The 14097-nt window shown below is 73.6% G+C and carries 17 protein-coding genes, 2 tRNA genes, 1 other RNA gene and 1 pseudogene; 7 read left to right on the top strand and 14 right to left on the bottom strand.

Going from position 1 to position 14097, the window contains the following annotated elements:
- Positions 1 to 7 precede the first annotated feature (7 nt).
- The 5 genes from GQF42_RS22205 to GQF42_RS22185 all read right to left on the bottom strand — a co-directional run bounded on the left by GQF42_RS22205 (position 8) and on the right by GQF42_RS22185 (position 2273).
- On the bottom strand, positions 8 to 187 hold the full coding sequence (locus tag GQF42_RS22205; RefSeq protein WP_158930434.1) for a hypothetical protein: 180 nt from the start codon (positions 185 to 187) through the stop codon (positions 8 to 10).
- Positions 188 to 413: 226 nt separating this feature from the next.
- A tRNA-Ser gene (locus GQF42_RS22200) sits at positions 414 to 498 on the bottom strand.
- 147 nt (positions 499 to 645) lie between these two features.
- Positions 646 to 1077, bottom strand: a complete 432-nt coding sequence (gene tadA / locus GQF42_RS22195) for a tRNA adenosine(34) deaminase TadA (protein WP_233273418.1) — start codon at positions 1075 to 1077, stop codon at positions 646 to 648.
- A gap of 56 nt (positions 1078 to 1133) precedes the next feature.
- Positions 1134 to 1673 carry a tRNA adenosine deaminase-associated protein gene (locus GQF42_RS22190; RefSeq protein WP_158930432.1) on the bottom strand — a complete coding sequence of 180 codons (540 nt, stop codon included), beginning with the start codon at positions 1671 to 1673 and terminating at the stop codon, positions 1134 to 1136.
- Between the two features lie 348 nt (positions 1674 to 2021).
- The gene (locus tag GQF42_RS22185) at positions 2022 to 2273 is read right to left on the bottom strand and encodes a hypothetical protein (RefSeq protein WP_158930430.1); all 252 of its coding nucleotides are present in this window, start codon (positions 2271 to 2273) and stop codon (positions 2022 to 2024) included.
- 105 nt (positions 2274 to 2378) lie between these two features.
- Here GQF42_RS22185 and upp point away from each other — a divergent pair, with 105 nt between their 5' ends.
- The gene (upp, locus tag GQF42_RS22180; RefSeq protein ID WP_158922518.1) at positions 2379 to 3014 is read left to right on the top strand and encodes a uracil phosphoribosyltransferase; all 636 of its coding nucleotides are present in this window, start codon (positions 2379 to 2381) and stop codon (positions 3012 to 3014) included.
- 157 nt (positions 3015 to 3171) lie between these two features.
- On the opposite strand, the gene GQF42_RS22175 is transcribed toward upp, so the two are convergent.
- The 6 genes from GQF42_RS22175 to GQF42_RS22155 form a co-directional block, all read right to left on the bottom strand.
- Complete coding sequence (locus GQF42_RS22175; RefSeq protein WP_233273417.1) at positions 3172 to 3822, bottom strand: LytR C-terminal domain-containing protein; 651 nt, start codon at positions 3820 to 3822, stop codon at positions 3172 to 3174.
- 98 nt (positions 3823 to 3920) lie between these two features.
- Positions 3921 to 4217 carry a type II toxin-antitoxin system VapB family antitoxin gene (locus GQF42_RS22170; RefSeq protein ID WP_004943146.1) on the bottom strand — a complete coding sequence of 99 codons (297 nt, stop codon included), beginning with the start codon at positions 4215 to 4217 and terminating at the stop codon, positions 3921 to 3923.
- A 427-nt stretch (positions 4218 to 4644) separates the two neighbouring features.
- A complete protein-coding gene (locus GQF42_RS46980) occupies positions 4645 to 4767 on the bottom strand; it encodes a hypothetical protein (protein WP_267906147.1) in 123 nt (40 codons plus the stop codon).
- A 59-nt stretch (positions 4768 to 4826) separates the two neighbouring features.
- Positions 4827 to 5192 carry a hypothetical protein gene (locus GQF42_RS22165; RefSeq protein ID WP_233273416.1) on the bottom strand — a complete coding sequence of 122 codons (366 nt, stop codon included), beginning with the start codon at positions 5190 to 5192 and terminating at the stop codon, positions 4827 to 4829.
- Between the two features lie 101 nt (positions 5193 to 5293).
- Positions 5294 to 5959 carry an HdeD family acid-resistance protein gene (locus tag GQF42_RS22160; protein WP_158922516.1) on the bottom strand — a complete coding sequence of 222 codons (666 nt, stop codon included), beginning with the start codon at positions 5957 to 5959 and terminating at the stop codon, positions 5294 to 5296.
- Positions 5960 to 6170: 211 nt separating this feature from the next.
- Positions 6171 to 6773 (bottom strand): HhH-GPD-type base excision DNA repair protein, encoded by a 603-nt coding sequence (locus GQF42_RS22155; RefSeq protein ID WP_158922514.1) that lies wholly within the window; start codon positions 6771 to 6773, stop codon positions 6171 to 6173.
- 145 nt (positions 6774 to 6918) lie between these two features.
- Here GQF42_RS22155 and GQF42_RS22150 point away from each other — a divergent pair, with 145 nt between their 5' ends.
- The 5 genes from GQF42_RS22150 to GQF42_RS22130 all read left to right on the top strand — a co-directional run bounded on the left by GQF42_RS22150 (position 6919) and on the right by GQF42_RS22130 (position 12997).
- Positions 6919 to 9276, top strand: a complete 2358-nt coding sequence (locus GQF42_RS22150; protein WP_158922512.1) for a penicillin acylase family protein — start codon at positions 6919 to 6921, stop codon at positions 9274 to 9276.
- A complete protein-coding gene (locus tag GQF42_RS22145; protein ID WP_158922510.1) occupies positions 9273 to 9863 on the top strand; it encodes a GNAT family N-acetyltransferase in 591 nt (196 codons plus the stop codon). The genes GQF42_RS22150 and GQF42_RS22145 overlap by 4 nt, the downstream gene beginning before the upstream one ends.
- A 10-nt stretch (positions 9864 to 9873) precedes the next feature.
- Positions 9874 to 10353, top strand: a complete 480-nt coding sequence (locus GQF42_RS22140; protein ID WP_158922508.1) for a cupin domain-containing protein — start codon at positions 9874 to 9876, stop codon at positions 10351 to 10353.
- A gap of 31 nt (positions 10354 to 10384) precedes the next feature.
- Entirely contained in the window at positions 10385 to 11146 is a 762-nt protein-coding gene (locus GQF42_RS22135; protein ID WP_158922506.1) for an SDR family NAD(P)-dependent oxidoreductase, read from the top strand.
- A gap of 96 nt (positions 11147 to 11242) precedes the next feature.
- Positions 11243 to 12997, top strand: coding sequence for a copper resistance CopC/CopD family protein (locus GQF42_RS22130; RefSeq protein WP_158930424.1), 1755 nt, complete (start codon positions 11243 to 11245; stop codon positions 12995 to 12997).
- A gap of 37 nt (positions 12998 to 13034) precedes the next feature.
- Here GQF42_RS22130 and GQF42_RS46010 read toward each other — a convergent pair whose 3' ends face one another.
- From GQF42_RS46010 to GQF42_RS22120, 3 genes and pseudogenes are all read right to left on the bottom strand, one after another.
- Entirely contained in the window at positions 13035 to 13181 is a 147-nt protein-coding gene (locus GQF42_RS46010; RefSeq protein ID WP_233273860.1) for a hypothetical protein, read from the bottom strand.
- A gap of 55 nt (positions 13182 to 13236) precedes the next feature.
- A pseudogene (merB, locus tag GQF42_RS46005) lies at positions 13237 to 13482 on the bottom strand (organomercurial lyase); the annotation flags it as partial.
- A 304-nt stretch (positions 13483 to 13786) separates the two neighbouring features.
- Positions 13787 to 13874 (bottom strand) — tRNA-Ser (locus GQF42_RS22120).
- 119 nt (positions 13875 to 13993) lie between these two features.
- On the opposite strand from GQF42_RS22120, the gene ffs reads away from it, so the two are divergent.
- An RNA gene (gene ffs, locus GQF42_RS22115) (signal recognition particle sRNA small type) lies at positions 13994 to 14090 on the top strand.
- Positions 14091 to 14097: the final 7 nt, after the last annotated feature.

Genomic DNA, 14097 nt, shown 5'->3' with positions numbered 1-14097 from the left:
ACGTACCTCAGTTCTTTCCTCCGTTGGCGGCCCAGGTCATGAAGTCGCCTATGGCCTTCGCGGCGTCCGATATGCCCTCGAAGCCTATCTGTACGTAGCCGGCCGCCTTGGCCGGGTCCGTGATGATCACGTAGAGCACGAAGACCACGAGCGCGTACGTGGCGATCTTCTTGGCGTTCACCGTCACCGCGGCCTCCCCTGCGCTGTGTGCCCCTGCCACCGGCGGCGAGTGTAACCTTCGCGCCTCTTTCGAGGGCCAACGGCCCGCCGGTCGAGGTCTTTTGCGGGGCCCGTGCAGGTGGTGCGGGGCACAGGCCGGACGGCGAACCCGTGTGCACGCCTTCGGGCGGCGCGTACTTGAGGGTTCCGGACGACGAGAAGGGCCCCGTCTGTCGACGGGGCCCTTCTGTGAGCGGTAGCGGAGGGATTTGAACCCTCGGTGACTTGCGCCACACTCGCTTTCGAGGCGAGCTCCTTCGGCCGCTCGGACACGCTACCGAGGGAGACCCTACAGCACAGTGGGGCTTGCTTCGAAATCGGTATACGGCGGTCCCGCTCGGGCTTCCGGTCGCTGTCCCGCCCGTGGCCCGCCCGCGGCCTCTGGGTGGTCCGTCAGCGGTCCGCCTGCCGTCCGCCTGCCGTCCGTCAGCGGTCCCGGAAGAACTCCGTGAGCAGATGGGCGCACTCTGCCGCGAGGACGCCCTCGATCACCTCGGGCCGGTGGTTGAGCCGCCGGTCCCGGATCACGTCCCACAGCGAGCCCGCCGCTCCCGCCTTCTCGTCCCGGGCGCCGTAGACGACCCGGTCGATACGGGACTGCACGATGGCGCCCGCGCACATGGTGCACGGCTCCAGGGTGACGACGAGCGTGCAGTCGGTCAGCCGCCACTGCCCGAACCGCGCGGCGGCCCGCCGGATGGCGAGGACCTCCGCATGGGCGGTGGGATCGCCGGTGGCCTCACGCTCGTTGTGTCCGGCGCCGAGCACCGTCGTACCGTCCGGGGACAGCACGACGGCGCCGACGGGGACGTCCCCGCCCTGGACGGCCCGTCCGGCCTCGTCCAGGGCGAGTCGCATCGCGGCCCGCCAGCGGTCCCGCACCGGGTCCGGTGCGGCTGCCGTGTTCTCGATGGTCAGCGGACGGTCTCCAGGACCTCCGCGGCGCCCAGAGCCTCGGCGATCGAGCTGAGCGCGTCGTCGGCGTCCAGGATGCGCAGCTCCTTCTCGCCGATGCCCAGGTCGTCGAGGATCCGGCTGTCGCCCACCGGGCTGTGCGGGACCGCGTCCGCGCCGCCCTCCTCCTCCTCGTCGTCCTCGTCGGAGTCGGACTCGCCGTCCTCCGTGCCGTCGAGGTCCAGGGAGTCCAGGTCGGGGCCGTCGTCCGAGCCGGGCTCCCGGCCGAGCAGCTCGTCGGTGAGCAGCAGCTCGCCGTACGCGCTGCGCTGGGCGGCGGCCGCGTCCGAGACGTAGATGCGCGGGTCGTCCTCGCCGTCGACGCGGACGACGCCGAACCAGGCGTCCTCCTGCTCGATCAGGACGAGCACCGTGTCCTCGTCGGGAGAGGCTTCCCGGGCCAGGTCGGCCAGATCCGACAGGGTTTCCACATTGTCGAGCTCTGTGTCGCTCGCTTCCCACCCGTCTTCGGTGCGCGCGAGCAGTGCGGCGAAGTACACCGTGACTCTCCCACTGGTCATAGGTGTGCCGGTTGGGGGTCCCCCCGGCGGAGGTACGTGGGCGGACAGAGCCTGGGCTCCGAGCCCCACCCACTCGGAATCGTGGCAGAAACAAGGCGATCAGGGGACGTCTTCGGCTCCCTGTGTCTTGCCGGCCACCTGCGGATCGTACGCGGCTTTTCCAGGCGCTCACGCACGTCCACCGCGCAAGCACCGCCTCGGACATGGATCTTCCTCACCGAGAACTTTCTTACCGGGCCCTGCTCCAGGGGCTTCCTCCCCACCGGCGGGCCCACGAGTGGAGCACCAGCGCCCTACGAACGGCCTACCGGGCGCCCTACGGACGGCCTACCAGCGGAATGTCCGCATCCGCATCTCGTGGCGCAGTCGGGCGGTCCTGGTGCGTCGCGGCTGCACCCGGGCGCGCAGCTCGCGGGCCTCGGCCAGATCACGCAGGAACCGGGCGCGCCGTCGCCGTCGTTCGGCGTCCGTCTCGGGCGCGTCGGAACCACGTGTCGCGGGCCCGCCCGTGTCGCGGGGGTCCCGGGCGGGTCCTGCGGCTCCGGTGTCCCCGGGCGTGGCGTCAGGAAGGTCAGGCAGATCGGACACGGCACACCACCCCACTTCCGTCCTTCCCACTTTCCCCCGGACGGGCGGTTTGACGCCAGCACCAGGGGGGTGCGAGGCGCAGGTACCGTTATGGGCATGCGTCTCCACGTCGTCGACCACCCCCTGGTCGCCCACAAGCTCACCACGCTGCGCGACCAGCGCACCGACTCCGCGACCTTCCGGCGGCTCGCCGACGAACTGGTCACCCTGCTCGCCTACGAGGCCACGCGGGACGTGCGCACCGAGCAGGTCGACATCCAGACGCCGGTCGCGCAGACCACCGGCGTCAAGCTGGCCCGTCCGCGCCCGCTGGTCGTGCCGATCCTGCGCGCCGGTCTCGGCATGCTGGACGGCATGGTCCGGCTGCTGCCGACGGCCGAGGTGGGCTTCCTGGGCATGATCCGCAACGAGGAGACCCTGCAGGCCTCCACGTACGCCTCGCGCATGCCGGAGGACCTCTCGGGCCGCCAGGTGTACGTCCTGGACCCGATGCTGGCCACGGGCGGCACGCTGGTCGCGGCGATCCAGGAGCTGATCAAGCGCGGTGCGGACGATGTGACGGCGGTGGTCCTGCTCGCCGCCCCCGAGGGCGTGGCGGTCATGGAGCGTGAGCTGGCGGGCACTCCGGTGACGGTCGTGACGGCGGCGGTGGACGACCATCTCAACGAGCAGGGGTACATCGTGCCCGGGCTGGGCGACGCCGGGGACCGGCTCTACGGCTCGGCCGAGTAGCAGCCGGGCAGAAGACACGGAAGGGGGCGCCCCGTGCGGAGCACGGGGCCGTGCCCGGCGGGCGACCGCGCCGCGACGGGGGTCTCCCCGGGTTCGGGCGGAGCCGGGACCTCGGGGGAGCGGGCGGCCACGGCGGGCCCGCCGCCCAGGAACCCGGTCAGCAGGACTTCTTCGGCGATCCCGTGGACCCCGTCGACTGCGGTGCCGTCAGGGCCGTCAGCGCCTTCGCCGCGTCCCCCGGCTTGGCCAGCCCCTTGAACCCGTCGCCGAGGATGAGGTCGAGATCGGCCCCCTTGCGGCCGGCCTCGCTGTGCTGCTCGGCACCGGCGAGCTGTGTGCCCAGGACCGACAGCGAGCCGTGCAGCGCACTGGCGGGGCCGAGGAGCATCCCGGTGCCCTTGACCTTCCCGTCGTAGGACTTGTTCGCGTTGCCCACGTCGCCGATCTTGAAGCCGCGCTTCTTCAGCTCGTCGGCGGTGTCCTTGGCGAGACCCGTGCGCGCGGTGGCGTTGTAGACGTTCACGGTGATCTGCCCCGGCTGCGGCAGGGCCTTCACCTGTGCGGCCGTGGTGCCCGTGGTGGTCCTGGGGCGGCAGTCGGTCTTCGAGCCGGCCGCCGAGGCCTTTTTGCCGCCGCTGAAGACGTCGATGAGCTGCAGCGTGCCCCAGCCGACCAGGCCGAGCGCACAGACGGCGGCCACCACGGCGGCCACAAGCCTGGCGCGGCGGCGCGGCGGACGCATCCGAGGGTATTTGTCCCCCGTGATCCGGTACTGGCCGCCCATGCCGGGAGGAGTCAGCATGCTCATGGGCGCAGCGTAGTGCGCCCGAGCGGCGATGCCTATTAGATGATCAGTCGATGCGGCTCAGCGGAACCCGAAAGGGTCAACGGCCGTGTCGAGCCGGGTCAGTCGAGTTCGAGCACGCGTGCGTGCAGCACCTGGCGCTGCTGAAGCGCGGCGCGCACCGCGCGGTGCAGACCGTCTTCGAGATAGAGGTCGCCCTGCCACTTCACGACGTGTGCGAAGAGGTCGCCGTAGAACGTCGAGTCCTCCGCCAGCAGGGTCTCGAGGTCGAGCTGCTGCTTGGTGGTCACGAGCTGATCGAGGCGGACCGGGCGCGGCGCGACGTCCGCCCACTGCCGGGTGCTTTCCCGGCCGTGGTCGGGGTACGGCCGGCCGTTTCCGATGCGCTTGAAGATCACACGGAAAGCCTACCGGTCAAGACGTTCCGGGCGCAGCCATGGCGAGGGAGTGTGAGCCTTGGAAAGCCTTGAAAAGATCGCACAAATGGCTCATAAGGGGTTACTACGGGAACAGGGGGCTGCGACGAGTGGCAGCGGGACCGCGCCGCCGGCGGTCGCAGGCTCCGCGCTCCACGACCGTTGTGCACAGGCTGTGGACCGCGAGTCGGCGTGCGGGAAGCCGAGCGCCCGGTCGCAGGTGCAGGCCCCGCGGCCGGCGGCCCCGCGGGCACCCGAGCAGGAGCCCTCGCTGGTCGAACGGGGCGTGAGCGGCGGGATGTTCAGGTCCCTGGCCCGTTCGGTGGGCACCCGGCCGGGCCGCGAGATCACCCGGTCCCTGTGCGGCGCGGCCCGGCGGAGGCGGTGGGCCCGCCTCCGCCGGAGCGGTTCAGTGGTCCCGGTCCCCGGGCTGCCGCTGCGGTTCTTCCTTCTCCTCCGGCTTGGGCGGCGCGGTGCGCCTCGCCTCCGCGCGCAGCAGGGCGCGCAGGACGGCGTACGGGTCCTTGGGCATGGCTGTGCTCCTTGCGTCGAGCCGACTGACCTCGTGTGTGGTGTGGGGACACGGGTCTGTCAGCAGCGCAGGACCACCGTGCGCAGCAGGGGGATGGCGTACGGCGCCCGTGGCGCGCCGGGGCACGGGCGCAGTGCCGGGCGGGCGGGCGCCGGGTCGGGCAGGGGCGCGGGGCGCTCGGGTGCGTCGGTGCGGTGGAGGGCGCGGACGGGGGGACGTACGAGACCGTCGAGCCCGTCGTGGCCGTCGAGGGCGTCGGTGCCGTCGGAACCGTCGGAGCCGTAGTGCCCGCAGATCCCGGACGCCGCGACCAACGCGGGGGCCGCCTGGGCCTGCGCGTGGGCCAGGGGCACCCACAGGGCGAGGAGCAGCACGAGCACCCGCAGCCGGGTACGGCTGCGCGGAGTACGCGCGGTCCCGCTCACGAGGGGCTTCTCCCCGGGCCGGACGCCAGGTGCAGCACCTCGGGCGGGAGATCCGCCCGCACGGCGTAGAAGCGAGGCATGGTGTTGACGGCGGCGACGGCTCAGACGGTCCTGGGGACTTGCCTGGCCCGGCCGCGGATGCTGAACGCGGTGACGATCTCGGTGATCCCCACCACGACCAGCCAGATGCCGCCGACGAGGGTGAGCACGGCGACCGACTTGAACGGCGAGTCGATGAGCACGATGCCCGCGATGAAGGTGAGGACCCCGAGGAAGGCCTGCCAGCCACGGGCGGGCATCCGGGGGTCGGAGGCGGCGGCCAGGGTCTGGGTGATGCCGCGGATCAGCCAGCCGATGCCGATCCACAGGGCGAGCAGCAGGATCGACTGCATCGGCCCGCGGAAGCAGAACAGGCCGAGCAGGATCGACACGGCGCCGCTGATGAAGGCCAGCACGCGCAGCGAGGTCGCCATGTGCGTGCCGAACGCGGAGGCCAGCTGGAAGATGCCGCTGATCACGAGGTAGAGGCCGAACAGGACGCCGGCCGCGAGCAGGGAGGCGCCCGGCCAGACCAGCACCAGGATCCCCAGGATCAGCGAGGCGACCCCGGTGACCAGGACCACCTGCCAGGCGGCTCGGGACAGGGCGTGCAGGGGCCCCTCGAACGGTGGTTCCGGCTCGTGCCGCCCACCGGGCGGCCGGCCGGCATGGACGTTCCGGTCGTCGTACTCGCGGCCCCTGTTCGGACCGCTCGATGCCTCGGTCATGGTTCATGCTGGGACCGGCGCGGGCGGGCGTGCCATCGGGAAGGGGCCGGGCGGGTGACGCGCTCCCGGGCGTAGCCGGGAACGCCGGGAACGCCGGGAACTCGGGGGAGCGACCGGCCGCTGCGCACGTGGGGCGGGGGACACCCCGCACGCGCGGCCGAGGCCCCACCGTCCGCACCCGCCATGCACCCGCCGCCCCCAGCTCTCGGCCCTACCTGCCGGAGGCCTTCGCCGCCTTGGCCGCGGCCTTCATCTCCTGCTTGTGCGCGCGGACCTTGGCCAGCGACTCGGGCCCGGTGATGTCGGCGACGGACCGGTGGGCCCTGGGCTCGCCGTACGCGCCGGCCGCCTCCCGCCAGCCCTTGGGGGCGACCCCGAGCTGCTTGCCGAGCAGCGCGAGGAAGATCTGGGCCTTCTGCTTGCCGAACCCGGGCAGGGCCTCGAGCCGCCCGAGCACCTCGGAACCGGTCGGGACGTCCCGCCAGACCGCCTCCGCGTCCCCGTCGTAGTGCTCGACGAGGTACTGGCACAGCTGTTGGATCCTCTTGGCCATGGAGCCCGGGTAGCGGTGCACGGCCGGCTTGTCGGAGAGCAGTGCGGCGAAGGCCTCCGGGTTCATCGCGGCGATCTCGTGCGCGTCGAGATCGCCGGCGGCCCCGGCGCCGAGCCGGTCGGCGATGGTGCGAGGGCCCTTGAACGCCCACTCCATCGGAACCTGCTGGTCGAGCAGCATGCCCACCAGCGCGGCGAGCGGGGAGCGGCCGAGCAGCGCGTCGGCCGCCGGGTCCTGGGCGAGGTGCAGGGTGACATCCATGCGTCGATGATCGCCGGGCCGCGCGCCCGGTGCAGCCGGGCCGGCGGGGTTTCACGGCGGCCCCCGCCCACCGTCTCTCCACCCTTCGCGTACGATCGGCATGGAAACTTAGGCAAGGCTAACCTAAAATGATGAAGGGTTCCGGGTGACCACAGAGACGTACCGCGACGCCTGGGGCATCCCCCATCTGCGCGCCTCCAGCACCCTCGAACTGGCCCGCGCCCAGGGCCGGGTGACCGCCGTGGACCGCGCCTGGCAACTGGAGGTCGAGCGCCACCGCTCCCAGGGCACCTCGGCCTCCTTCCTCGGCGCCGACGCCCTGTCCTGGGACCTCCTGGCCCGCCGGGCCCGCCTCGAGGACACCGCCCGCCGCTGCTTCGCCGCGCTGGAACGCCGCGACCCCGGGACGGCCGACTGGGTTCGCGCCTACGTCGACGGCGTCAACGAGGCTCTGCCGCAAGGCGCCCGCCGCGCCCCGGAGTTCGCCCGCGCCGGCCTCGCCCCCGGCCGCTGGCGGCCCTGGACACCGCTCGGCGTCTGGCTCGCCACCCACATCCTGTTCGCGGGGTTCCCGGCCAAGCTCTGGCGCGAGCAGGCGATACGGCACCTGGGGCCCGACGCCGTCGGCCTGTTCGCCACCGACGGTCCCGGCACCGCCGGCAGCAACGGCTGGCTCGTCTGCGGCGCCCGCACCGCCACCGGGCACGCGCTGATCGCCGGGGACCCGCACCGGTTCATCGAGGATCCCGGCGTCTACCAGCAGATCCACCTCTCCTGCCCGGAGTTCGACGTCGTCGGCCTCGCCGTGCCCGGCGTCCCCGGCATCGCCCACTTCGGCCACACCGGCACGGTCGCCTGGGCCATCACCAACGCCATGGCCGACTACCAGGACCTGTACCGCGAACGGCTGCGACGCACCGGCGCGGGCGTCCAGGCCCTCGGCCCGGACGGGCTCTGGCACCGGGCCGCCCGGCACACCGAGACGGTGGAGATCGCGGGAGAGCCGCCGCTGGAGATCGAGCTGATCGAGACGGCACGGGGGCCGGTGATCGTCGGCGGGCCGGAGGGCCTGGAGGCCGGGGTCGGCGCGTGGGCAACGGGGCCGGCGAGCGCCGAGGTGCACCGGGGCATGCGGACGGCGCCGTCCCCGGAGCCGTCGTACGTTCCACGGACCGCCGACGGCGAGGACACCTCGTCCGGGCCGTCCGCCCCCGGCCACGAAAGCCGCTCGCATGGCGCGGACGGGGACACGGTCCCCGCCGGAGGCGAAGCCGGAGCGCTCGCCCTGCGCTACCCGCCCCGCGTCACCGAGGACCTCGGCTTCAGCGCCCTGCTCCCGCTCCTGCGCGCCCGTACCGCCGCCGACATCGACCGGGCCCTGAACCACTGGGTCGAGCCCGTCAACGTGGTCCAGGCGGCCGACACCGCCGGAGGCACCCTGCACCGCGTCGCCGGCCGCGTCCCGCTGCGCGCGCAGGCCAACCGTCTCCATCCGGTTCCCGCCTGGCGGCCCGGCCACGACTGGCAGGGCTGGCAGGAGACGCCCGGCGCCGCCGTCGAGGACGGCACCGCGGTGATGGCCAACCAGCGCGGCCTCGCCTCCCCCCTCGGCGTCGAGTTCGCTCCACCGCACCGTGCCGACCGCATACGCGCCCTCCTCGACGCCCGTCGCACCTGGACCGCCGACGCCATGGGCGCGATCCACACCGACACCCGCCTGGGCTCCGCCGAGCCCCTGTTCGGCCATCTGGCCGCCCTCGACGGCCTCACCCCCGAGGCGGCCCGGCTGCGCGGCCGTCTGCTCGCCTGGAACCGCCGCATGGACGCCGACAGCGGCGACGCCGCGGCCTACGCGGCCGTGCGCGGCGCGGTCGTACGCCGTCTCGCCGCCCACCCGGTGTTCGCCCCGCTGACCGAGCCTCCCGCGTATCCGGAGGTCCTGCTCCCCTGGCTGGCCCTCGTCCCGCGTATCGGCTTCGCCCTCGAACACCTCCTGCGGGCCGAGGAGTTGTACGGCATCGACCGCCCGGCCGCCGTCCGCGCCGCCCTGGAGGAGGTGGCCGCCCGGCCCCCGGCCGGTACCTGGTCCGACACCCACCGTCTCGCCCCCTGGCGCGCACTGCCCGCCCCGGCCCCGCACCCTGCACCGGACGCGCACCCTGCCCCGGCCCTGCACCCGGTCCCGCACCCTGCCCCGGACGCGCCTCCTGTCCCGGACCCGCCCTCCGAACCCGGACTCGCCGGTGACCACGACTGTGTGCTGTGCACCTCCGCCGTCCCGGGCCTCACCGACCGCGCGGCCCGCGGACCGGCCGCTCGTTACGTGTGGGACCTGGCCGACCGCGCGAGCAGCCGTTGGGTGGTCCCCTTCGGCGCCGACGGGGTTCCCGGCGCCGCCCACCACCGTGACCAACTCCCCGTGTGGCTCAGGGGAGACCTGGTCCCCGTCGTCACCGACTGGACCCTGCTGACCCTGCTGGAACGCACCGAGGAGACCCGATGACCGACCCCTACGAGCAGCACGTCGACGGCTTCGGCACCGTCGGCGTCCGCCCCCTCGACCCGGTGGCCGACGCGGACGTGGTCCACGGCTGGGTGAGCGGGGAACGTGCCGTCTTCTGGGGCATGAACGGCCTCACCCGGGACGAGGTCGCCGACGTCTACGCCCACATGGCCGGCCTCGACACCCACCACGCCCACCTCGTCACCAAGGACGGCGTACCGGTGGCCCTGCTCCAGACGTACGAGCCGGCCGCCGACCGGGTCGGCGAGTGCTACGACGTACGCCCCGGCGACCTCGGTGTCCACGTCCTGCTCGGCCCGGCCGGCCCCGACGGCCCGCGCCCCGGCTGGACGGCGGCACTGCTGTCCGTGATGACGACGTACGCGTTGCGGGCCGCGGACCGGCGCCGGCTCGTGGTCGACCCGGACGTGCGCAACACCAGGGCGATCGCCCGCTTCGAACGCCAGGGTTTTGTGCGCGGCCCGGCGGTCGTCCTGCCCGAGGTGGACGTCCCCGAGGTGCACCTGCCCGAGAAGCACGCCCAACTCGCCTTCCTGGAGCGGGCGGTGGCCCTGCCGGGCGACTAGCCTTCCCCGGGTGACGACGACGCCCCAAGAACTGATCGCCCACTACGGGCTCGAACCGATCCCGCGCGAAGGCGGCCTGTTCCGGCGTACCTGGGCGGGCCCCGTGCGCCCCGACGGCCGTCCCGAGGGCTCCGCCATCGTCGCCCTGCTCACCGCGGACGACTTCTCCGCCCTGCACCGCCTGCCCACCGACGAGGTCTGGCACTTCTACCTCGGCGACCCGCTCCACCTCCTGCTCCTCGCCCCCGACGGCACCGCCCGCACCGCCGTGCTCGGCCCCGCCCCGCTGTCCGGCCAGCACGTCCAGCTGACCGTGCCGGCCCGCACCTGGATGGGCGCGCGGGTCGCCCCGGGCGGCGCGTGGACGCTCTTCGGCACCACGATGGCCCCCGGATTCACCGACGCGGACTACGAACACGGCGACGCGGCCGACCTGACGGCGCGCTACCCGTCCCAGGCCGCCCGCATCACGGAACTGTCCCGCCCGTGAACGGCAGGACGCGGCGGAAGGGAAACGGAAGATGAGCCTTCTCGAGGGACAGACCGCCCTGGTGACCGGCGCGAGCGGTGGCATCGGCCGCGCCATCGCCCTGCGCCTCGCGGAGCAGGGCGCGGCGGTGGCCGTCCACTGCCGCACGGCGGTGGCGGCGGCCGGTGAAGTGGCGGCCCGGATCCGGGAGTCGGGCGGCGAGGCAGTCGTACTCCAGGCGGACCTGACCGACGAGGAGGCCTGCCACCGGCTGGTCGGTCAGGTGACGCACTGGTCCGGCGGCCGGCTCACCGCGCTCGTCAACAACGCCGCCGTCCAGCCCGTGCAGCCCCTGCCCGGAATGACGGCCGCCGAGTGGCGCACGGTCGTCGACACCGACCTCACCAGCGTCTTCTCCTGTACCCAGGCCGCGGCGGACCACATGCGGGCGCACGGCGGCGGCACCATCACCCACATCGCCTCCATCGAGGCGGCCCGGCCCGCCCCCGGCCACGCGCACTACAGCGCGGCCAAGGCGGCGGTGGTCATGCACGCCCGTGCGGCGGCCCTCGAGTACGGGCCCGAGGGCATCCGCGTCAACACGGTCTCGCCCGGCCTGATCGACCGGGAGGGCCTGGCCGGGGCCTGGCCGGACGGCGTACGCCGCTGGCTCGCCGCCGCCCCCACCGGCCGCCTGGGCCGTCCCGAGGACGTGGCCGACGCCTGCGTGTTCCTGGCCTCGCCGCTCGCGGCCTGGATCACCGGGCACGACCTGGTCGTGGACGGCGGTGTCTCGGCCCGCCCGACGTGGTGAGCAACGGAGCCGGACTCTCCGTATCTACCAGGAACACGGCGGGCCCACGAAGGGGGCGAGGTGCAGCGCGACCGACACCGATGGCCACGACGGCTGGTGCTGCTGGGCACGAGCCTGTTCCTCCTCCTGTTCGCCGCGGCGGCCCCCGCCTCGGCCCACGCGGCCCTGCGCGCGACCGACCCCGCCGACGGCACCGTCCTCGGCACGGCCCCCCGGCAGGTGACCCTGACGTTCAGCGAGTCGGTCGGCCTGCTCACCGACTCCTTCCGGGTCTACGACCCCAGCAACCACCGGGTGCGCACGGGCCCCGCCGGCCATGTCCCCGGCCGTTCGGACACCGCCCGCGTCTCCCTGCCGGCGAGGCTCGCCACCGGTACCTACACGGTCGCCTGGCGGGTGGTGTCGGCGGACAGCCACCCCGTGTCCGGCGCGCTGACGTTCTCCGTCGGCAGCCGCACGGCGACGACCGTGAGCGCCGCCCCCGACAGCACCGAGAACCCGGCCACCGCGGCGCTGTACAACATCGCGCGCTACCTCGCCTACCTCTCCGTGGCCCTGCTGCTGGGCACGGCGGCGTTCGTGGCGTACTGCCGCCCGCCGAAGGCGGCCCCGCTGCGCACGCCCGTCCTGGCCGCGGCCTGGACCCTCATGGCCGCGACGGCCGCCCTGTTCGTCCTGCGCGCACCGTACGAGGAGGGCACCGCGCCGCTGCGGGCCCTCTCCCTCGGCGCTCTCGCCCGTACGGCGACGACCCGCACGGGTGAACTCCTGCTCGCCCGCCTGGTGTTGCTGCTGCTGGCGGCGGCCGTCGTCGCCGTCCTGCGGGCCCGCCGCAGAAGGCTCCCCCGCCGCGCCACGCTGGCCGTGGCCGCGACCGTCTCCCTGCCCCTGGCCCTGACCTGGGCGGCGGCCGAACACGCCTCGGCGGGCATCCAGGTCCCGCTGGCGATCACCTCGGCCACGCTGCACCTGCTGTCCATGGGGGTCTGGCTGGGCGGCCTGGCCGCGCTCCTGCGCACCCTGTCCCGCACTCCGGCGCTCCCGCTCTCGGTCCCGGCCCGCTTCTCCCGCCTGGCGCTCGCCTCGGTGACCGTGCTGGCCGTGACCGGCGTCTACCAGTCCTGGCGGGGGCTCGGTTCCTGGCAGGCGCTCACGGACACGACGTACGGCCGCACGCTGCTGGCCAAACTGGCGGCCGTCACCGCGCTCCTGCTGGCGGCGGCCTGCTCCCGCACCTGGACGTCCCGCACGGCACAGGTGCGGGCACACGCGAGCACGACGACCCCGGCCCGCGTCCCCGAGCCGGCAACGGGCCCCCCGCTCCCCGCGGAGCCGTCCGTTCCCGCCCCGCCGCCGCCCGTCCCCTTCCACGTCCTGCGCCGCTCGGTGCTGGCGGAGGCGGCCGTGGCGGTGGTGGTCCTGGCCCTGACGACCCTCCTGACGAGCACCGTCCCCGGCCGCACGGCCACCGGGGCGACGCAGTCCGGTACGGCGGACGCGGGCATCCCGACTGCGTCCGTGACGACGATCCCCTTCGACCTCGGCACCCCCGGCGGCCACGGCAAGGTCCAGATCACCCTGGACCCGGGCCGCGTGGGCCGCACTTCCGTCCAGGCGGTGGTCTACGGCCCCGACGGCGGCCTGTCCACGGTCCCCGAACTCCGGGTCTCCCTCACCCTCCCCGCCCAGCGCATCGGCCCCCTCGACACCGGGGTCACCGACCGCGGCGGCTACTGGGGAGCCGACTCCTTCGACCTTCCCATCCCGGGGACCTGGACGATGAAGGCGACGGTCCGGGTGTCGGACCTGGACCAGGTGACGGTGTCGGCACCGGTGCGGGTGGTGCGGTAGGGCCTCAAGGGGCGCCGGGTGCCCGGCGCCGGGCCCATCAGTCGGGCAGTCCCCAGAAAGATCCGTGCAGGCCGACCTCGGCGAAGCAGGCGGTGGCGGAGGCGGGGTCGCGGCGGGTGTGGCCCGGCTCCGGGCGCCTGGTGCACCAGTCGCCGGCGAAGCGCCACAGGGTGCCGGGATCCATTGACGTAGCCGCGCTCGTGGCCCGTCCTGTGCAGCCAGGTCTCGACGCAGTCGGTGGAGCGGAAGAGGCGCTGGTTGCCGCAGGTGCGCACGACGTCGTCCCAGGCTGGGCGCATGGGGACGAGGAAATGGGCCACCTGGTCGCCCGGCGGGGGCGCGTCCCGGCCGACCACCCGGGCGTGCGGGGTGGCGCAGGCCGGACAGCGGGTGGCGACCAGGACGTCGGGCTCGTCCCAGAGCAGGTGGGGCATGGCGAACGAGTCCCAGGCGCAGCCGCCCCACCACAGTGTGTGCGCCCCCATCACGGAGAAGCCGAGCGGCACGGCCGCGAAGGGGTGGGCCATCACGACCTGATCGCCGTTGTGCGGGTCCAGGACCACGTCATGGCGAAACCGTTCTCGTCGGTGCTGCTGAGACGTTTCCGGTCGTTCCTGGGACTCCCTCGCTGGTCGCGGCGACAGGTCCAGGGTGCGCCCCGGGGAAGTCCGGAGGCTTGAACGCTCGTGCGGCACGAAAAATCCGGCCGGGACGGAAACCGGGACGGACAACGTCGAAGGGCCCCACTGCGAACAGTGGGGCCCTTCGACAACGTGCCCGGTGAGGCACTGGCGGAGGATACGAGATTCGAACTCGTGAGGGGTTGCCCCCAACACGCTTTCCAAGCGTGCGCCCTAGGCCTCTAGGCGAATCCTCCGCCGGAAACATTACATGACCGAGGGGAGTGCTCGCGAACCCGTTCCCGCAGGCCCGGATCGGGTACGACCGCGGCCGGTGATCGGGTACTGAACGCGGGTCCCGATCGGGTACTGTGGGCGCAGCCCCTCACGCGGCGCTATCTGACTGAACTCCCCCAGGGCCGGAAGGCAGCAAGGGTAGGTCGGCTCTGGCGGGTGCGTGGGGGGCCCTTGTTTTCCCGG

The sequence above is a fragment of the Streptomyces broussonetiae genome (assembly GCF_009796285.1).
GTDB lineage: Bacteria > Actinomycetota > Actinomycetes > Streptomycetales > Streptomycetaceae > Streptomyces > Streptomyces broussonetiae.
This window is presented reverse-complemented; position numbering and strand designations above follow the sequence as displayed.